The organism is Thiothrix sp. UBA5583 (assembly GCA_002425225.1).
Classification (GTDB): Bacteria; Pseudomonadota; Gammaproteobacteria; order Thiotrichales; family Thiotrichaceae; genus Thiothrix; species Thiothrix moscowensis.
In genome coordinates this window covers 51,715-70,785 of the sequence record DILV01000031.1, presented here as the reverse complement: position 1 = coordinate 70,785, position 19,071 = coordinate 51,715, and the positions used below count along the sequence as shown (strand labels likewise).

Here is a 19,071-nt window from a genome sequence, read left to right as displayed (position 1 = left end):
GCCATTACAATTGCGCCCTTATCTGGAACCAACGCTACATAATTTGGAGTAAACGACCGTGGCTATCGAACAAACCATTTCCATCATCAAACCAGACGCTGTTGCCAAAAACGTTATCGGCGAAATTTACAGCCGTTTTGAAAAAGGCGGTCTGCGCATTGTTGCTGCCAAAATGAAACACCTGAGCCGCAAGGAAGCCGAAGGTTTCTACGCTGTCCACAAGGAACGCCCTTTCTTCAACGATCTGGTTGAGTTCATGACCTCCGGCCCTGTGTTTGTGCAGGTTCTGGAAGGTGAAAATGCGGTTGCCCGTAACCGTGAACTGATGGGCGCAACCAACCCGAAAAATGCAGATCCGGGCACTATCCGTGCTGACTTTGCTGAATCCATCGACGAAAACGCTGTACACGGCTCCGACAGCTTGGAAAATGCTGCGATTGAAATCGCCTATTTCTTCAGCAAAACCGAACTGTGCCCACGCACCCGCTAAGCCATTGAGAACAGTCATCTGTGTCTGACGCTATCAACAAACGTAATCTGCTGGATTTCAGCCATGAAACGCTGAAGGAATATTTCGCCTCCATCGGTGAAAAACCCTTCCGTGCGACCCAGGTCATCAAATGGCTCCACCAGATGAATGTTGACAGTGTTGACCAGATGACCAATCTCAGCAAACCGTTGCGCACGTTTTTGGCGGAAAACACCGTCATCCGTGCGCCGGAAATCATCATCGACCAGCAATCGGTTGACGGCACGCACAAATGGCTATTGCGGCTGGCGGATGGCAATGCCATTGAAACCGTCTTCATCCCCGAAGATGACCGGGGAACCCTGTGTGTGTCCTCACAAGTCGGCTGCGCACTGGATTGCACGTTTTGCTCCACCGCCCGGCAAGGTTTCAACCGTAACCTGACCACCGCCGAAATTATCGGGCAATTGTGGGTAGCCAAACGTACCCTGCAAGCTGATCCCAAAGGGCAACGGGTCATCAGCAATATCGTGATGATGGGCATGGGCGAACCCTTGCTCAACTTCGACAATGTAGTCAATGCCTTGCGTCTGATGCTGGATGACAATGCCTACGGCCTGAGCAAACGCCGTGTCACCGTCAGCACTTCAGGAGTATTGCCTGCCCTTGATCGTCTGGCAGACACCATTGATGTGTCGCTGGCAGTATCCCTGCACGCACCCAACGATGAATTGCGTGACCAACTGGTTCCATTGAACCGCAAATACCCCATCAAGGAACTACTGGCAACCTGTCGGCAGTTTCTTGCCAAAAAGACCACCGAACGTAATCATGTCACTTGGGAATACGTCATGCTGGAGGGGGTTAATGACAGCGATGATCATGCCCGCCAACTGGCAAACCTGCTGCGGGGAATTCCGTCGAAAGTGAACCTGATTCCTTTCAACCCGTTCCCTGCCACCCGTTATGCACGTTCCAGCAATAACCGTATCCACCGTTTCCGTGATATTCTCGTGGAAGCGGGTTACACTGTGATCACAAGAAAAACACGGGGCGATGATATTGATGCTGCTTGCGGGCAACTGGCAGGCAAGGTTAACGACAAGAGCCGCAGAGAGATTCACTTCGCCCGTATTGAACGGGAAAATTAAAAATGAAAACAACAAAATATGGCTTTGCTCTCTTGCTGTTTGCCAGCAGTCTTGGGGGGTGTTCCAACTCACCTTCTTCAGAAAGCAACACGGCTGCCAGTTATTACACCCAGTTGGGGGTAGGTTATCTGCAAAAAGGTCGTCTTGATCTGGCTAGCATGAATCTGGAAAAGGCACTGGCGCAGGATTCCAGTTCTGCCGATACCCATCATTACTATGCCCTGTTACAGGAAAAACTGGGGCAGGATGGCAAAGCACGGGAACACTTCCGTCGAGCCTTGAATCTGGATGGCAAGAACGCAGCCCTATTGAACAATTATGGCTCATTCCAGTGCCGAACAGGTGATTACACCGGTGCAGAACAGTCATTCCTTGCCGCGATCAGCGACCCTCTCTACCCAACACCGGAATTTGCCTATACTAATGCGGGCATTTGTGTGCGCAAACAGGGAGATACTGACAAAGCTGAGAGTTATTTCCGCAAGGCATTGCAAATTAACCCCCGTTTTTCTGAAACCCTCTACCAAATGGCAAGATTGAGCTACGAAAAACAGGACAACACCAAAGCACAGGCTTTCCTTTACCGCTATAATGAGGCCGCACCCACAAACGCCGATGCGCTGCTGCTGTGTTACCAGATTGAAACAGCATTGCGTGAGACGGAAAAAGCCGAAGCCTGTGCGCTTGATTTGCGCACAAAATTTCCTGACAGTACGGCTGCAACCCAGATTAACTGACCACCCTATTGCACAATGGAGGAAATGTGACGGAGACCACAACCCCGGTTGAAGAACAGGCTTCTTCAATACAAGCAGGCGACCTGACAGCCAGACTGCAAGCCTGCCGTGAAAAGGCCGGTCTTGATATTGAGCAGGCCGCTGATGAAATGCATCTGTCCGCCAATCTCCTGCGGGCGCTGGAAAGGGAGGATTTCGCCCATTTGCCGGAACCTCCCTATGTACGGGGCTACTTGCGTGGCTATGCCAAACTGGCTGATGTGGATGCCAAAGATCTGATCCGCACATATGAAGCCTTGCGCGGTGCAAATCCTGATGAAATTGCCCATCACTTCGCCCCTGCCCGTCCACTTGGCAAAGTAACCCAGCCAAGCATTTCATCCGGCACGGTCAAATTTATCGGCTTGTCAATCGCTATCCTTGGTTTGGGTCTGCTTTCCATGATTCCGGGGGTACGCCAATGGGCGACTGATACCTGGGCATCTTTCTCAGCACAAACCGCCCCACCACAAGTGGTACGCCCTGCACCAGCACTGGACACGTTTGCAGCCCAAAAAGATGCTGAGGAAAAGTCTGCCAGCACCGACAAACCAGCCGACAGCACAACCCAAGCAGCAACCGACAAACCAGCGACTGACGCATCGGCAGCACCCGCTACCGATGCCAGTAAACCGGCAAGTGATACCGGCAGCACAGCCAGTGCCAGTACACCAGCGGATACTGGTACTGCTGCACCTAGCATTGCCGCCAACAACACAAATACACCTGCTGATTCCGCCGATACCGACAAACCTGCGACAGCAACAGACATAACTGCCACCCCGGCAGCAACAACTGCTGACAAACCTGTCACAGACACAAGTACAACCCTGTCTGTACAGACAGATGCCACCAAACCGGTAACAGAGACTGCCACTGCAACACCGGCAACCACACCGGATGCTGCCGCCACAACGGCAACAGACGCGACTGCCACCCCGGCAGCAACTGGCACAGATACCAGTACCACCGCAGATGCCAGCGCGGCGACTCCTGCCCCCATCGCAGGTGAAGTCAACATCAAACTGGAATTCACTGAAGAAGTATGGATGCAAGTCAAGGACGACAGCAAAAAAAGCCTGTTTGAAGCCCTCAACTCTGCTGGCAGCACCAAAGAGTTCAAGGCCAAAACCCCTCTGGATTTCAAGGTTGGCAACGCCCGTGGCGTCAAAATCTACCTGAATGGTCAGGAATATAATCAGACCCCACACATCAAGGGTAGCGTTGCCCGTTTCAAAGTTGAGTAAACATGGCTAACAACATCCAGTCCATCCGGGGGATGCATGACATCCTGCCGGATAGCACACCCCTCTGGCAGCATTTTGAAAAGATTGTCCGTACCCTGCTGGGCAACTACGGTTATAACGAGATCCGTATGCCACTGGTCGAACAAACCGACCTGTTCAAACGCGCAGTTGGCGAAGTTACTGACATCGTTGAAAAAGAAATGTACATCCTTGAAAACCGCAAGGATAGCGAAGGTAGTGAACCCTTCAGCATGGCATTGCGCCCGGAAGGCACCGCAGGCTGTGTACGTGCAGGCATTCAAGCTGGCCTGATTTTCAACCAGCAACAACGCTTGTGGTATGCAGGCCCGATGTTCCGGGCTGAGCGCCCACAAAAAGGCCGTTACCGTCAGTTCACTCAGATCGGGGTGGAAACTTTCGGCTTTGCCGGGCCGGACATTGATGCCGAACTGATCGCCATCAGCGCCCGCCTGTGGAAACAACTTGGCTTGCGCAACATCCATCTGGAAATCAATTCACTGGGCACACTGGAAGCACGTCAGGCATACCGCCAACTGCTGGTGGACTATTTCAGTGACCAGCAGGAACTGCTGGACGAAGACTCCAAACGCCGCCTGCACACCAACCCGTTACGCATTCTGGACAGCAAAAATCCTGCCATGCGTGAGCTGGTTGCTGCCGCCCCCAACCTGCATGAACACCTGGATACTGAATCAGCAGAACATTTCTCCCAGTTGCAAAGCCTGCTGGATGGCATGGGCATCCCTTATCGCCTCAACCCACGTCTGGTACGTGGCCTGGATTACTATTCCCGCACCGTCTTTGAATGGGTTACGGACGAACTGGGTTCGCAGGGAACGGTTTGCGCCGGAGGCCGCTATGATGGTCTGGTGGAACAGCTTGGTGGACGCCCTACCCCCGCCTGCGGTTTTGCGATGGGAGTTGAACGCCTGATCCTACTGCTGGAGACACAAAACATACCAACGCCTGCCACCGCCCCTGATTTGTTCATGATCATGGCGGGAGACAAAGCGATACAAGCGGGTCTGGGCTTTGCCGAACAACTCCGGGATAACCTTCCCGATCTGCGACTGGTCAGCAACTGTGGTGGCGGTAACTTCAAGACCCAAATGAAACGAGCCGATAAATCTGGCGCTGCATTTGCCCTTATTCTGGGTGAAAACGAAATCGAACGTGGTGAAATCGGCCTGAAACCCTTGCGCACGAAAGGTGAGCAGATTAACCTGCCTTTTAGCAGCCTGACTGCGCATTTATCACAACTGCTTGAAAACGCAAAACAACACTGAACAGAGGAATCATAGGGGCAAACTGATGAGTGATTACAAAACGGATGATGAAAAAGTCGAAGAACTCAAAGCCTGGTGGAAAGAAAACGGTACATCGGTAGTTGCCGGGGTTGCATTGGCTATTGCCGGTTTGTTTGGCTGGGAATACTGGAAGGATTACCAGACAACAACCGCCGCAGAAGCTTCTGCCCTGTATGCCAAGGTCAATGCTGCTGCGGAAAAAGCACCTGAGCAATTGATGACTGAGGTGCAGGCACTGCAATCCGGTTACGCTTCCACCCCTTATTCTGCCACTGCCAGCCTCAAGGCCGCCCAGCATTTCGCAGAAAAAGGCCAATATGAACAAGCCATCAGCGCCCTGCGTTGGGTAGTCGATAACAGCAAACAGGATGAATACCAACACTTGGCCAGCATCCGTTTGGCACGTGTCCTGCTGGCAAGTGGCAAGGCTGATGAAGCCCTGCAACTGACAGCCAAAACCTATCCTGCCGCTTACCAGTCACTGCTTGAAGAGTTGAAGGGCGACATTTACACTGCCCAGAACAAACCCGCAGAAGCGCGGACGGCTTATGACTCAGCCATCCGTGCTGCTACTGGTGGCTCCACCGAATTTATCAAGATGAAACGTGACAACCTGGGTGAGGGATAACATCGCGTATGAAACCAATCTTTGCCGCCGTTTGCATTGCCTTGTCGCTTGCCGGGTGCAGTACTGTCCAGCAGGTACTACCTGCCAAGGACACCAACCCACCCAAAGCCTTAAAGGAATTCACCCCGACCGCCAATGTGCGGACGCTATGGCAAGCTAGTACAGGTAGCACCTCTGGCAAGGATTACGTGCGTATCAACCCACATGTGGACGAGACCGCCGTCTTTACTGCTAGCGGACGTTCCGCCAGCGCATGGAACAAAAGCGGTGGACGCATCTGGCTCAGCCCAGTCGATGAAGACATTACCGGCGGCGTCAGTGGTGATGCGGACAGCATTTATTTCGGCACTGGCAGCGGCAGCGCCGTGGCACTGGATCGGCAAAGCGGTAAACTGCGCTGGAGCGTGCGCCTCAGCAGTGAAGTGCTGGCGGTTTCCCCTTCCAGCCAGGGTGTTGTCGCATTCCGTACCAGTGATGGCGCTCTGCATGGCATCTCTGCTCAAACAGGGGAAATTGTCTGGCAGCAGATGCGCAAAAGCCCAGTGTTGTCCTTGCGGGGCGCTGGTGTGCCGGTGCTGGCTGGCAACATGGTCATTGCTGGGTTTGACAACGGTGTAGTGACTGCGTTTGACATGCAAAGTGGCAAGCCCCTGTGGGAAGCAACCCTCTCTGAGCCACAAGGCCGCAGCGACCTCGACAAAATCACTGACGTGGATGGCAAACTCAAGGTGCTTGGTGAGGCGCTGTTTGTCGCCAGCTATAACGGAAAACTGGCGGGTATCAACATGCGCAAAGGTAGTGCTGCCTGGTCAGCACCGTATTCCAGCTTCACTGGAGTTGACGCCGACCCGAATGGCCTTTACACCACCAGTGCGGAAGGTGACTTGTGGAAACTGTCACCGCAATCAGGCCAACCCATGTGGAAAATGGACGATTTGCAACGCCGCTTGCCAACCGCGCCAACGCTGGCTGGAGGGTATGTTGTGGTGGGCGACAAGGATGGATTCATCCACTGGGTAAACAGTGACAATGGTCACTTCGTTGCACGAGTACGTGGTGACACTGCCGGTTACACCAGCCCGCCCGTAGCTGATGGCAATGTTGTCTACACACTGGGACGCAGCGGCTTGCTGTCAGCTTTTAGCGCCCAATAACAAATACAAAGCCGGGTAACTGAACACTGTCAGTTACCCAAGCTCGCATTATTTGCTGGTATTACCTTGCTGGGCAGCAGCAGTTTCCGGTGTAGCAGTAATTTTCATCTCTTGCTTTTCCCCGTCACAATAGCTCCAGATAGCTTCCCAGCGTGAAGGGAAGTTCTTATCAATGAACTTGACCTGGATACGCCCCCAATAGCGGGTCATCTTGCCATAAATGCCTGGGCGTTCCGTTTCACACTCAACCTTGGATTTGTCCTTGGCCCAATAGCCATCATACGTACCCCGGTTCTGGTAAACCTTGGCTAGCCCCAGCAGGTATACCACACCCGGATCTTCCTTCGGGCCATAAGCGAACACAGCCGTTGGGCCGATCTCGTCTGCGTATATGATCCGACCTACATTGCTGCTCCAGACCTCATCGGCTACTGCCTGACCCGTGAAGGCCAGCATCGCCACCAATCCAGCCGTTTTTATCCAGCGATTCATCATGGTTCATTCTCCTTGCTGTTGTCTTTTTGCCTGAGTGAGGCACATTAGCACACTCTGGTTGGACAACCCAACCACCTGCAAAGTTTACTTGCGTGAGAATGCAACGGCTGAAAAGTTGCCGAAGGTTGCGTTTTACTTGTTGGTACTCTTACCCAGCAGGGTATACGCCGGACAAGTCCCCAGAAATCCGGTCGCTAGCAAGACAATCCCCAGCAAAACAAACAGCCAGCCCCCCTTGAATAGGCCGAACAGCAGCAATACGGCTCCAGCGCCCATACGAATGCTTTTGTCAGTCGGGCCAACATTTTTTGGCATATCCATGATTACACCTCATTGTGTTTACGGAAGGGTTCAACCAGTTGCACAAACTATCTGGCAGCTACCGATTCATGGTAGCATCTGCCCACTAACTTTAGACAACACCGCGACGAAAAGCATGGAATTCCAGAACGCCATAAAGAAAATCATTGAAAACAAGCCATTAACCGCAGAAGAAATGACTCAGGCCATGCGCACCCTGATGACAGGACAGGCAACTCCGGCGCAGATCGGCGGTTTTCTGGTCGGGTTGCGGATGCGGGGCGAAACCGTCACCGAAATCAGTGCTGCGGCTGGCGTCATGCGCGAGCTTTCCACCCGGGTCAGTGTCAGCCCTGAACATCTGGTGGATACGTGCGGAACGGGTGGCGATTCTTCCGGGACGTTCAATATTTCCACAGCCAGTGCATTTGTCGCTGCGGCTGCCGGTGCACGGGTTGCCAAACACGGCAACCGTTCGGTTTCCAGCAAATCCGGCAGTGCTGATGTACTGGAAGCAGCGGGAATCCACCTCGGCATTAGCCCCGAACAGGTAGCCCACTGCATCGACCACGTGGGTGTCGGTTTCCTGTTTGCCCAATTGCATCATAGCGCCATGAAACACGCGATTGGCCCACGCCGCGAGCTGGGAGTACGCACCATTTTCAACCTGTTAGGCCCCCTGACCAACCCGGCAGGTGCACCGCATCAGGTACTGGGCGTTTTCAGCCAGCAATGGGTACGCCCGATGGCTGAAGTACTGCAAACCCTTGGCAGCCAGCATGTCATGGTGGTACACGCCGCAGATGGGCTGGATGAAATCAGCATTGCCAGCCCCACATTCGTTGCCGAACTCAAGGACGATGCCATCCACGAATACAGCATCTGCCCCGAAGATTTCGGCCTGTCAACGACCAGTCTCGACAGCATCCGCGTTACCACCGCACAAGAAAGCCTTGCCCTGATTCGGCAGGTATTGGCGGGGGAAACAGGTGCAGCTCGTGATATTGTTTGTCTCAACGCTGGTGCTGCCATTTACGTCGCCGGTCTTGCTGCCAGCCATGCCGAAGGCATTGCCAAGGCTCAGCAAGCCATTGATTCCGGTGCAGCCGCCCAGCGTCTGCAACAACTGAGTGACCTGACCAACAGTTTCAAAGCCTGATGAGTACTTCTGACATTTTGCAAAAAATCCTGCAAACCAAGCAGGAAGAAATTGCCACCCGTTCTGCCGTTCGTGGCCTTGCCCAAATACGGGATGACGCAGCCAGTGGCTTGCCAGTGCGTGGTTTTCTGACGGCCATGCGCCGTAAGATTGCGGTGGGTGAACCAGCCATCATTGCCGAAATCAAAAAGGCATCACCCAGTAAAGGTATCATCCGGCCTGATTTCGATCCGCCTGCCATTGCGCAAAGTTATGCGCAAGGCGGGGCAGCGTGCTTGTCAATCCTGACAGATGCGCACTATTTCCAAGGGCATGAAAGTTACCTGCAAGCTGCACGCACAGCCTGTAACCTGCCGGTTATCCGCAAAGACTTCATTGTTGACCCTTATCAGGTATACGAAGCACGTGCCATTGATGCAGACTGCATCCTGCTGATCGTGGCAGCACTGGATGACGCACAATTGCAGACGCTGTATCAGCTTGCCACCGAACTGGGCATGGATGTACTGATCGAAGTCCACGACCGCGCTGAAATGGAACGAGCCCTGCGTCTGAATGCCCCCCTGATTGGCATCAACAACCGCAACCTGCGCACGTTTGCCACTAGCCTGCAAACCACTATCGACCTGCTGGCGGATGTGCCCGCAGAGGTATTGCTGGTAACGGAAAGCGGCATCCACACCCAGGCAGATGTGCAACTGATGCGTGAGCATGGCATCCATGCTTTTCTGGTCGGTGAAGCCTTCATGCGGGCAGAAAACCCCGGTGAAGAACTGAAACGCCTGTTTTATTGAACTTGTGAGTGACAACGTATGCTGGTTCACCCCCAATTTGACCCGATTGCCCTGTCGCTTGGCCCGCTGAAAATCCATTGGTACGGGCTGATGTATGTGATTGGTTTCCTTGGTTTCCTGATCATCGGCAAGATGCGCTCGAAACAACCCGGTAGCGTCATGAACCCTGACCGGGTGGATGACATGATGTTCTGGGGAGCCATCGGTGTGGTGGCGGGTGGTCGTATCGGCTACATGCTGTTCTACAACCTGAAAGGTTTGCTAGCTGACCCCTTGTCCCTGTTCCATATCTGGGATGGAGGCATGAGTTTCCACGGTGGCTTGTTGGGAGTCATCCTTGCCATGTTCCTGCTGGCACAGCGCTGGAACCTGAATGTGTTCCAGGTCAGTGACTTTGTTGCCCCACTGGTTCCGATTGGTCTGGGTGCAGGGCGTATCGGCAATTTCATCAACGGCGAATTGTGGGGCAGACACACCGATGTTGCCTGGGGTATGGTGTTCCCTGCAGTCGATAACTTGCCACGTCACCCTTCCCAGTTGTATCAGGCATTTCTGGAAGGCTTGATCCTGTTTCTTGTGCTGAGCTGGTTCAGGAAACGCTCACCACCTGTCGGTGCCATTTCCGGCTTGTTCCTGGTGGGTTATGGCATTGCCCGCTTTATCGTGGAATTCGTGCGTGAACCGGACAGCCAGATTGGTTATCTGGCATTCGGCTGGCTCACCATGGGGCAAGTATTGTCGTTGCCGATGATCCTGCTGGGGCTGCTGTTCATGTGGTGGGCATACAAGGCACATAAAGCATGAAACAGTATCTCGACCTGATGCGTCACGTGCGTGACCACGGCGTAAAAAAGGAAGACCGTACCGGCACTGGTACTGTGTCGGTCTTCGGCTACCAGATGCGTTTCGACCTGAGCGAAGGCTTTCCGCTTGTTACCACCAAGAAACTGCACCTGCGCTCCATCATCCATGAACTGCTATGGTTTCTCAAAGGTGACACCAACATCCGTTACCTGAAAGAAAACGGGGTCAGTATCTGGGATGAATGGGCGGATTCCAATGGTGAACTTGGCCCTGTCTACGGCTACCAGTGGCGTAACTGGCCTGCCCCGGATGGGCGGCACATCGACCAGATTTCCCAGGTTATCCAACAACTGAAAAACAACCCGGATTCACGCCGCATCATCGTTAGTGCTTGGAACGTGGCAGATGTGGACAACATGGCGCTGCCTCCTTGCCATGCGTTTTTCCAGTTTTACGTGGCGGAAGGCAAGCTGTCTTGCCAGTTGTACCAGCGCAGTGCCGACATTTTCCTTGGCGTACCGTTCAATATTGCCTCCTACGCCTTGCTGACCCTGATGATGGCACAAGTAACCGGGCTGCAAGCTGGCGAGTTTATTCATACACTAGGCGATGCACATCTGTATTCCAACCACATGGCACAGGTGGAATTGCAACTCAGCCGTGAGCCGCATCCCTTGCCGCAGATGAAGCTGAATCCGGCAGTGACGGATTTGTTTGCATTCACTTACGATGATTTTGAACTAGTGGGATATACCCACCATCCGCACATCAAGGCGCCAGTAGCGATTTAGGAACTACCGGGCATCAGGCTGAAATCATCCAGATACAGGTGCATGTCGGCAGGTGGCGCCCATTCCGAGCCATGCCCACCAAAGAACACGGCAAACAGGAAGCGCTCAATCTTCAGGTCATTGCCGATGCGGAAACGTAAACCACGTTGTTCCAGTACCTTCTTGCCATTCAGCCAGGTGGTAATGGCACCATTGCTTTGCCCGGCAGCATTCAGGGCGACGGAGGTTTTCACCTGATACCACTTGCCTTTTTCAGCAGGTGGGACATCCCACGCAAGGAAATCACCGTAGTTGTCTGTTTGGTCAGGGTGATAGACGTATTGCCCCAGCTTGCCATCTTTCCCCCACATGGCACGTACACTCCATCCATCACGTCCATTGGGTTTCGTCCCGCCGGTACGGGGTTCCAGGCTGCCGATACCGGGTAATTTGCCGCCCAGCACAAAATCGAAGTTTTCAGGAAATTTGAACCAGTAAGAATAAGTGAGGCTATCCAGTTGCGCACCAATATGTGGTTTCCAGTTGATGCAGGAATCCCCCTGCTCCGTGCAGCCACTTGCCCCCTTGCGCAACTTTAACTGCAAGGCTTTGCCATTGCCGGTGCGGGAATCACTGCCTGCCACCACCTTCACATAAGCCAGCCCCATTTTCCAGCCAGGGCAGTTCCAGTCGCGGAAAAAGTCCTTGTCGCTGTAGTTGCCGGGCGTATCCTGCTCAAAGGTGATGTGGAACGGTTTACCACTGGTCAAAGGGGTTGTGCCTGAACAATAGGCATCCAGCCGGAATGGTTTGTAATACAGGTTTTCACCATCGGTAGCCGCTGCCCGCTTGGGGACTTCCAGCGAATCCAGATAAGCCCAGACCGGGTGGCTGACAGGTGGAGCCTGATTGCCGTTATATGTCACCAGCACCTTGTCCCAATGACGGTCGTGCGGGTTCCATTGCAACTTGGCCGCAATCTCGAAAGGTTGCGCCGGATTTTGCATCGGAATGATACGTACATCCTGGCGGTTCTCCGCATATGCGTTTCCTGCCACCCACAATAATGCCGCCAGCCCTGCTGCTATCCGTCTCATGCCCCAATCCCATAATGATGAACGCCCGCGTATGGTAGTACACTTCCACTATGCAACACCATGCCACTGACAGCCTGCTTGACCAACCTGTAACCGCCCTGCGTGGGGTAGGGGATGCACTCGCTGAAAAACTAGGCAAGCTAGGGATCCTGCGCGTAGTTGATCTGCTGTTTCACCTGCCGATGCGCTATCAGGATCGCACCTGCATCTACCCGATCGCCAACCTTAAAGTTGGGCAGGAAGTGCTGGTGGAAGGCGAAATCGACGCTACCGAAGTGGTCAATCGTGGGCGCACCATGCTGCTATGCCACATCAACGACGGCAGCGGCATCCTCACCCTGCGCTTTTTCCACTTCACCACCGCGCAGAAACACAGCCTGCGCAAGGGAGCTTTGCTACGCTGTTTTGGTGAAGTACGTCAGGCAGGTTTCAAGCTGGAAATGGCGCACCCGGAATACCGTCTGGTTAATCCTGACACTCCAGAACCGATTGAAAACACCCTCACTCCCACCTACCCCACCACTGAAGGCTTGCAGCAGCGTAGCTTGCGACGGCTGATCGAGATGGCTTTGCAGCAAACGTATGTATTGCCAGATTTGCTGCCAGAAAACGTGGTCAGGCAATACCAGTTCCCGCCACTGAAAGCCATTTTGCACATGCTGCATACCCCCCCTTCCGGCTCAACGGTGGAAGGAATGCGCCCCCAGCGCCTGATCTTCGAGGAACTCCTCGCCCACCAGCTCGGTGTCCAGCAAGCCCGCCACGAACTCCGGCAAGTACAAGCCCCTGCGATGCAGGAAGCCAACCATTACTGGCGCAAACTGCTGCGTGCTCTGCCCTTCGCCCCTACCGACGCACAAAACCGGGTAATCAGCGAAATTACCCACGACTTGCAGCAAGGCATCCCCATGAACCGGCTGGTGCAAGGCGATGTCGGTTCCGGCAAGACGCTGGTAGCGGTAGCGGCTGCCCTGCACGCCATCGCCAACGGCTATCAGGTAGCGCTGATGGCCCCGACCGAACTGCTAGCGGAACAGCACTACCAGAACCTGACCCGCTGGCTGGAACCGCTAGGAGTAGAAACCGTCTACATTTCCGGCAACCAGACCCCGCGCCAGCGCCGCCGCAAGGTCGAAAACCTGCTGCTGGGCATCGGCCATATCGCGGTCGGCACGCACGCCCTGTTCCAGCGCACCGTTGAATTTCTGCAACTGGGACTGATCATCATCGACGAACAGCACCGTTTCGGCGTGCATCAGCGCATGTCGTTGCGCGAAAAAGGCAAACAGGGCGACCACTACCCGCACCAGTTGGTAATGACGGCTACCCCAATCCCACGCACGCTGGCAATGACCGCTTACGGCGACCTGGATTATTCGGTGATCGACGAACTGCCGCCTGGGCGTACCCCCATCACCACCGTGGCGATGAACAACGAGCGCCGTGATGAAGTCATTACCCGTATTGCCGATGCCTGCCGTGAAGGGCGTCAGGTGTACTGGGTATGCCCGCTGATTGAAGAATCCGAAGTGCTACAATACGAAGCGGCAGAAGTGACCGCCGCCCTGCTGCGCGAACGCCTGCCACACGTTGAAGTCGGGCTGGTACACGGGCGGCTGCACGGTTCCGAGAAGGAAAGCATCATGCGCCAGTTCAAGCAGGGCGACATCCAGCTACTGGTTGCCACCACCGTGATTGAGGTGGGGGTGGATGTGCCGAATGCCTCGCTGATGATCATCGAAAATACCGAACGCATGGGGCTGGCGCAATTGCACCAGTTGCGCGGACGGGTCGGGCGCGGCAGCACCGCCAGCAGTTGCGTGCTGCTGTATCAGGCTCCGCTCGGCAAAACTGCCCGCAAGCGGCTGGATGCGATGCGCAATACCACCGACGGTTTCGTGATTGCGGATATTGATCTGGAATTACGCGGCCCCGGCGAAGTGCTGGGTACACGCCAGACCGGCGATGTACGGCTGCGGGTTGCTAGCCTGCTGCGGGATCAGCATTGGCTACCGGCGGTGCAGGAAGCCGCACGGGCAATAGTGGCACAATACCCTGAACGGGTGGAACTGCTGACCCGGCGTTGGTTGCAGCAAGCCGGTGGCGATACGGCGACGCGCTTTTTCCAGAGTTGAACTACCCGCCTAAAGGCAGAAAACGGTACCATTTCGCCAAAGGCATTGCGCATAGACCACTGGTTCAGGTGATCCGGCAACATGCGGCTGCTACGTAGGCACTGCCACAGGCGCTGGAAAGTGTGTCGTTGATGCCAGCAGTGGCAGAAATTGGGTAACGTCAATGCGCCAGAATCTTTGCCAGAAACGCTTGGGTGCGTTCGCTACGCGGGCGGTTGAAAAAGTCATGCGGGTTGTTTTCCTCTACGATCTGGCCTTGATCCATGAAGATAACACGGTCTGCCACCGATTTCGCAAATCCCATTTCATGGGTGACACAAAGCATGGTGATGCCTTGTTCAGCGAGTTCGGTCATTACGTCCAGCACTTCTTTAATCATTTCCGGGTCGAGGGCAGAGGTTGGCTCGTCGAACAGCAGGATTTGCGGGGTCAGGCACAGGGTACGGGCAATCGCCACGCGCTGCTGTTGCCCGCCGGAAAGTTGCAGCGGGTACTTGTGCGCTTGTTCGGCAATTTGCACCCGTTGCAATTGCAGCATCGCGCGTTCTTCTGCCTCCGCTTTGGGCAGCTTGTTGACGTGGATCGGCGCGAGGGTGAGGTTTTCCAGCACGGTCAGGTGCGGGAACAGGTTGAATTGCTGGAAGACCATGCCGACCTTGCGGCGCACTTCGTGCAGCACCTTCACGTCGTCGCTGAGTTCCAAGCCGTCAACGGTCACTGTGCCTTGCTGGTGGGCTTCCAAGCGGTTAATGCAACGGATCAGGGTGGATTTTCCCGAACCGGAAGGGCCACAAATGACGATGCGTTCACCCCGGCGCACCTGCAAGTCGATGTCACGCAGGACGTGGAAGTGGTTGCCATACCATTTGTTGACTTTGGCGAATTCGATCATGTAGTCAGACATTAATGCACCTTCCCCCGATTCACCTGCCGCTCTACCCACTGGCTGTAACGCGACAGGCTGAAACAGAATACGAAATAAATCAGCGCGATGAACAGATAACCTTCCAGCTTGTACGCCATCCAGTCCGGGTCACTGTTGACCGCCAGATCCAGCGAGCCGGTCAGTTCATACAGGCTGACAATCGTCACCAGCGAGGTATCCTTGAAGGTGGAAATGAAGTTATTCATGATCCCCGGCACAACGGTTGCCAAGGCTTGCGGCAGGATGATCTTGCGCTGCATCAGCCAGTAACCCATCCCCAGTGACACTGCGGCTTCATACTGCCCGCGCGGGATTGCCTGCAAACCACCCCGAATTACTTCCGCCAGATACGCCGCTGCAAACAGCACCATCGCCACCAGCACCCGTACCAACACATCAATCGACGTGCCTTCCGGCATGAACAGCGGGAACAGGAACGACGCCATGAACAGCACCGAAATTAGCGGCACACCCCGAATCAGCTCGATATACACCGTACATAAGCTACGGATCACCGGCAGGTCGGACATACGCCCCAATGCCAGCAGGATGCCCAGCGGGAACGCCCCCAAAACCGACATGGAAGCCAACAATATGGTCAACGGCAAACCGCCCCACTGGTCAGTGGTCACGGTTGCCAACCCCAATACCCCGCCGTGCATCAGGATGAAAAATACCGTCAGCACCACCACCCACACAGCCGCAAACCAGCGTTGCCAGAACACGCGCATACAGCTTGCCAGCAACAACGCCATCAGCAGCAAGGTAGCCAGCAATGGACGCCATTGTTCCTCAAACGGGTAACGCCCGAAAATGATAATGCGGTATTTTTCCGCCACCACGCCCCAGCACGCGCCAGTTCCACGCGCTGCATGGCACTGTTCGGCATCCGCCACCCACACCGCCTGACCGATTGCCCAGCCCCACGCTTGGGTCAGTGCATACAGCAGCAACGTCCCCAGCAATACCGTAACACTACTGTTGAAAACATTATTGAACAGATTGGAGCGTAGCCAATTCATGTTACCGCTCCTTGATCGCCGCACGACGGTTGTACCAGCCCATGAACGCCGAAGTCAGCAGAGAAAGCGTCAGATAAACCGCCATAATCACCGCAATGCACTCCACCGCCCGCCCGGTTTGATTGATCGAGGTATTGGCAATCGACACCAGATCGGGGTAGCCCACCGCCACCGCCAACGAAGAGTTCTTGGTCAGGTTCAAATACTGGTTGGTCAGCGGCGGGATAATCACGCGCAAGGCTTGCGGCAACTGGATGAAACGCAGGGTTTGCGCCCGACTCAAGCCCAATGAATACGCCGCCTCATGCTGCCCACGCGGGACGGACGCAATGCCGCTGCGCACGATTTCCGCGATATAGGAAGCGGTATAAATCACCAGCCCCAGCAACAGCGCGAAAAATTCTGGCGACAGCGTAACCCCGCCCTTGATGCCAAACCCTGCCTTGACCGGCACATCACCAAACCACGGCAGCGATAGCCCCGCCTTGCTCAGGTAAATACCCAAGAACGGTTCGGCCTCCCGTGCGGTCGGCAACAGTTCCACAATCACCAGATACCACATCAACAATTGCAGCAGCAACGGAATATTGCGGAAAATTTCCACATACGTCAGGCACAAACCCCGGAGCAGGATATTGTGGGAAAATCGCCCTACCCCCAGCAATACGCCGAGGATAGTGGTAAAAATAATACCCAGCACGGCGGCTTTCAGCGTATTGCCCAAACCGGTGAGAAAGGCTTGCCAGTAGGGTTGGGTAGATTCGTAAGCAAACAGGCTTTCGCTGATGTCAAACCCGGCGGGCTGGGCGAGAAAACCAAAACCGCTCTGGATGCCGCGCACCCGCATGTTTTCCAGCGTATTGTCTGCCAGCCAGACGATGCACGCTGCCACCAACAGCAAGGCAGCAAACTGGTATAACCAGCCGCGTGTTTTTTGGTTGCGCCAGAAGGCCATCATGCTTTATCCCCTTGTTGATGGGTATCGATGGCTATCCCATCAAGCTGCTGCCCTTGCCTTTCCAGCAACGCCCACAAATCAGCATAAAAGAAATGGTCGATGGTTTTAATATGCTGCGCCAACAAAGCATCTTCCTGCATATTGGGGCGAATATCACAATAGTACACCCCATCCAGCGGGTTCAGTTTGACGGTGTATGCCTTGAAATGCCCCGGCAGAAACGTTGCACTCACACCATACTCATTTTCACGCTTGGTTGTCTTGCGCTGGACATCATTCAGGAAAATGGCAATATGCGGCAAGGCGGTATCCGTCAAACGACCATACAGGAATTTGTCCATAAAAACCTTGTCAATCCGGTCTTTACTCGATGTTTTGACGGAACCAATGATTTTCAGTTCGCTGTTTTTGCTAATCAGCAAATCATGCTGATAACTGGCCTTAAACAGCTCCAAACCGGCAGCATCCCTGACTGGCACTTGCATTGTCCCAGCGACACAATCAAGGTTGAGTTCCACAATGAGCAGGCGAATCAGACGCTCAAACAAATCACCGTTCAGTTTTCTGGCCTGGTTGGACTTCCCTACCGGCAAACCATCCAGTGCTGCACCGATGGATTGTTGCAGGGTATAAATGGTGCGGATCAGGTTTTCCCGCAACGCATCAGCAGGCTTGTGACCATTCCGTAACTGCTCCAGTATCCCATGGAATTGGGTTAATGCCCCGGCAAGCGTCTCTGCCGTGTACATCAAACGGGAATTCAACGGACGGGTAATATTAAAATCGCCGTCTTCCCGGTACTGAAAAAACTGATAGTGGGTTTCATTTTGCGACACGATGCGTGCCTGTAAACCCTGCTCGATAAAGTCCAGATAACGGCAGCAAAAATCCGTGTAATCGCTGACCGCCTGAAAACGTCCTTTGTCAGTCACATAAAACAACAGATCAGCAAACGTCACCGGATAGATTCCCTGCGGGCAGCCGTTTTACGGTCATGGGCAATCCATTCCTCTTTACTCATGCGGCGCACATTTTCAAGCCGTTCAATTGCCCAGCGGTTGTATTGCGGGTCAAGATCACACCCCATCCAGCGACGGTTCAATTGTTCTGCTACCACAACCGTTGTTCCTGAACCAGAAAACGGGTCAACCACCAGATCACCTTCATTGGAAGAAGCCAACACAAATTTACGTACCAGTTCTTCAGGCTTTTGGGTGGGATGGGGTGTTTTCTCCCCCATACCATTACAGGTAGTTGGAATATCAATCACATCCTTGGGTTTTGCCCCTTTGGGATTGGGTGTCCAATCATCACGCTGTTTGGCGCTACCCTTGCCGTAGGCACTGCTTTCAGCTTGTGGATGGGAAGGGTATTTCAAGGTATGCGCCCCATAAGGGATCCGCACATCGTCAATATTCAGTTTGCTGGCATCTGACTTGCGGAAATGGATAATGCTTTCGTGCGAACGCCCCCAGTCATTACCCAGATTCGCCTTGTTCTTGTAATGCCAAACCAGCCAGCGACAGTGCTTGAAATGCCTGGATGCCGGGTGTTTCAAATCCGCCAGAATCTCGGAAAAACCGCAAATATACAAAGACCCGCTAGGTTTCAATACCCGTGAGGCTTGTTTGACCCATTGCATCGACCAGTTGATGTATTGTTCCTGGCTGTCAAAATTATCCCAATCGGCCTTTTTGATATTGTACGGTGGATCGGCAAATACCAGATCCACGCTGGCACTCTCCAAAGAACTTAACCATTCCAGTGAATCGCCTTGATACAAGCGTCCATTAGCGTGTTCGTATTGCAATAAAACACCTTTGGCAATAGGCTCAACCAGGGATAATTGTTCCATATCA

20 protein-coding genes are annotated in these 19,071 nt (G+C 54.1%); 12 read left to right on the top strand and 8 right to left on the bottom strand.

Annotation, left to right across the window (positions count from 1 at the left end; all coding sequences use genetic code 11):
* Positions 1-58 precede the first annotated feature (58 nt).
* The 7 genes from ndk to bamB are packed head-to-tail and all read left to right on the top strand — an operon-like array spanning position 59 to position 6,753.
* Positions 59-490 (top strand): nucleoside-diphosphate kinase, encoded by a 432-nt coding sequence (gene ndk / locus B2U47_RS13045; RefSeq protein ID WP_296674305.1) that lies wholly within the window; start codon positions 59-61, stop codon positions 488-490.
* A gap of 20 nt (positions 491-510) precedes the next feature.
* Positions 511-1,620: a 23S rRNA (adenine(2503)-C(2))-methyltransferase RlmN gene (gene rlmN, locus B2U47_RS13040; RefSeq protein ID WP_296674303.1), complete on the top strand. Its 1,110-nt coding sequence runs from the start codon at positions 511-513 to the stop codon at positions 1,618-1,620.
* 2 nt (positions 1,621-1,622) lie between these two features.
* A complete protein-coding gene (gene pilW / locus B2U47_RS13035; protein ID WP_296674302.1) occupies positions 1,623-2,357 on the top strand; it encodes a type IV pilus biogenesis/stability protein PilW in 735 nt (244 codons plus the stop codon).
* A 26-nt stretch (positions 2,358-2,383) separates the two neighbouring features.
* Positions 2,384-3,643, top strand: a complete 1,260-nt coding sequence (locus B2U47_RS13030) for a helix-turn-helix domain-containing protein (protein ID WP_296674300.1) — start codon at positions 2,384-2,386, stop codon at positions 3,641-3,643.
* A gap of 2 nt (positions 3,644-3,645) precedes the next feature.
* Complete coding sequence (hisS, locus tag B2U47_RS13025) at positions 3,646-4,950, top strand: histidine--tRNA ligase (protein ID WP_296674299.1); 1,305 nt, start codon at positions 3,646-3,648, stop codon at positions 4,948-4,950.
* A 25-nt stretch (positions 4,951-4,975) separates the two neighbouring features.
* Positions 4,976-5,599: a YfgM family protein gene (locus B2U47_RS13020; protein ID WP_296674297.1), complete on the top strand. Its 624-nt coding sequence runs from the start codon at positions 4,976-4,978 to the stop codon at positions 5,597-5,599.
* Between the two features lie 8 nt (positions 5,600-5,607).
* The gene (gene bamB / locus B2U47_RS13015; protein WP_296674296.1) at positions 5,608-6,753 is read left to right on the top strand and encodes an outer membrane protein assembly factor BamB; all 1,146 of its coding nucleotides are present in this window, start codon (positions 5,608-5,610) and stop codon (positions 6,751-6,753) included.
* A gap of 48 nt (positions 6,754-6,801) precedes the next feature.
* Here the strand turns inward: bamB and B2U47_RS13010 are convergent, their stop codons facing one another.
* Together B2U47_RS13010 and B2U47_RS13005 are read right to left on the bottom strand one after the other, a co-directional pair.
* Complete coding sequence (locus B2U47_RS13010) at positions 6,802-7,248, bottom strand: hypothetical protein (RefSeq protein WP_296674294.1); 447 nt, start codon at positions 7,246-7,248, stop codon at positions 6,802-6,804.
* Between the two features lie 132 nt (positions 7,249-7,380).
* The gene (locus B2U47_RS13005) at positions 7,381-7,569 is read right to left on the bottom strand and encodes a YgaP family membrane protein (protein WP_296674293.1); all 189 of its coding nucleotides are present in this window, start codon (positions 7,567-7,569) and stop codon (positions 7,381-7,383) included.
* A gap of 115 nt (positions 7,570-7,684) precedes the next feature.
* Between B2U47_RS13005 and trpD the strand changes: the two genes are divergently transcribed.
* Genes trpD through B2U47_RS12985 form a run of 4 tightly spaced genes read left to right on the top strand, consistent with a single transcriptional unit; the run spans position 7,685 to position 11,096 of the window.
* On the top strand, positions 7,685-8,707 hold the full coding sequence (trpD, locus tag B2U47_RS13000; RefSeq protein WP_296674291.1) for an anthranilate phosphoribosyltransferase: 1,023 nt from the start codon (positions 7,685-7,687) through the stop codon (positions 8,705-8,707).
* Positions 8,707-9,501 (top strand): indole-3-glycerol phosphate synthase TrpC, encoded by a 795-nt coding sequence (trpC, locus tag B2U47_RS12995; RefSeq protein WP_296674290.1) that lies wholly within the window; start codon positions 8,707-8,709, stop codon positions 9,499-9,501. Before trpD ends, trpC begins: the two co-directional genes overlap by 1 nt.
* Positions 9,502-9,519: 18 nt before the next feature.
* Entirely contained in the window at positions 9,520-10,305 is a 786-nt protein-coding gene (gene lgt, locus B2U47_RS12990) for a prolipoprotein diacylglyceryl transferase (RefSeq protein ID WP_296674287.1), read from the top strand.
* The gene (locus tag B2U47_RS12985; protein WP_296674285.1) at positions 10,302-11,096 is read left to right on the top strand and encodes a thymidylate synthase; all 795 of its coding nucleotides are present in this window, start codon (positions 10,302-10,304) and stop codon (positions 11,094-11,096) included. The genes lgt and B2U47_RS12985 overlap by 4 nt, the downstream gene beginning before the upstream one ends.
* Here the strand turns inward: B2U47_RS12985 and B2U47_RS12980 are convergent.
* Complete coding sequence (locus tag B2U47_RS12980; RefSeq protein ID WP_296674283.1) at positions 11,093-12,172, bottom strand: polysaccharide lyase; 1,080 nt, start codon at positions 12,170-12,172, stop codon at positions 11,093-11,095. The two genes, B2U47_RS12985 and B2U47_RS12980, sit on opposite strands and share 4 nt — an antisense overlap.
* A 50-nt stretch (positions 12,173-12,222) precedes the next feature.
* Here B2U47_RS12980 and recG point away from each other — a divergent pair, with 50 nt between their 5' ends.
* Positions 12,223-14,307 carry an ATP-dependent DNA helicase RecG gene (gene recG, locus B2U47_RS12975; RefSeq protein WP_296674282.1) on the top strand — a complete coding sequence of 695 codons (2,085 nt, stop codon included), beginning with the start codon at positions 12,223-12,225 and terminating at the stop codon, positions 14,305-14,307.
* A 160-nt stretch (positions 14,308-14,467) separates the two neighbouring features.
* Here recG and B2U47_RS12970 read toward each other — a convergent pair whose 3' ends face one another.
* The 5 genes from B2U47_RS12970 to B2U47_RS12950 are packed head-to-tail and all read right to left on the bottom strand — an operon-like array spanning position 14,468 to position 19,067.
* Positions 14,468-15,199, bottom strand: coding sequence for an amino acid ABC transporter ATP-binding protein (locus B2U47_RS12970; RefSeq protein WP_298682823.1), 732 nt, complete (start codon positions 15,197-15,199; stop codon positions 14,468-14,470).
* An 11-nt stretch (positions 15,200-15,210) separates the two neighbouring features.
* Positions 15,211-16,254 carry an amino acid ABC transporter permease gene (locus tag B2U47_RS12965; RefSeq protein ID WP_296674279.1) on the bottom strand — a complete coding sequence of 348 codons (1,044 nt, stop codon included), beginning with the start codon at positions 16,252-16,254 and terminating at the stop codon, positions 15,211-15,213.
* A 1-nt stretch (position 16,255) separates the two neighbouring features.
* Entirely contained in the window at positions 16,256-17,212 is a 957-nt protein-coding gene (locus B2U47_RS12960; protein ID WP_296674278.1) for an amino acid ABC transporter permease, read from the bottom strand.
* Positions 17,209-18,171, bottom strand: coding sequence for a hypothetical protein (locus B2U47_RS12955; RefSeq protein WP_296674276.1), 963 nt, complete (start codon positions 18,169-18,171; stop codon positions 17,209-17,211). Before B2U47_RS12955 ends, B2U47_RS12960 begins: the two co-directional genes overlap by 4 nt.
* The gene (locus B2U47_RS12950; RefSeq protein ID WP_296674274.1) at positions 18,168-19,067 is read right to left on the bottom strand and encodes a DNA-methyltransferase; all 900 of its coding nucleotides are present in this window, start codon (positions 19,065-19,067) and stop codon (positions 18,168-18,170) included. The genes B2U47_RS12955 and B2U47_RS12950 overlap by 4 nt, the downstream gene beginning before the upstream one ends.
* Positions 19,068-19,071 lie beyond the last annotated feature (4 nt).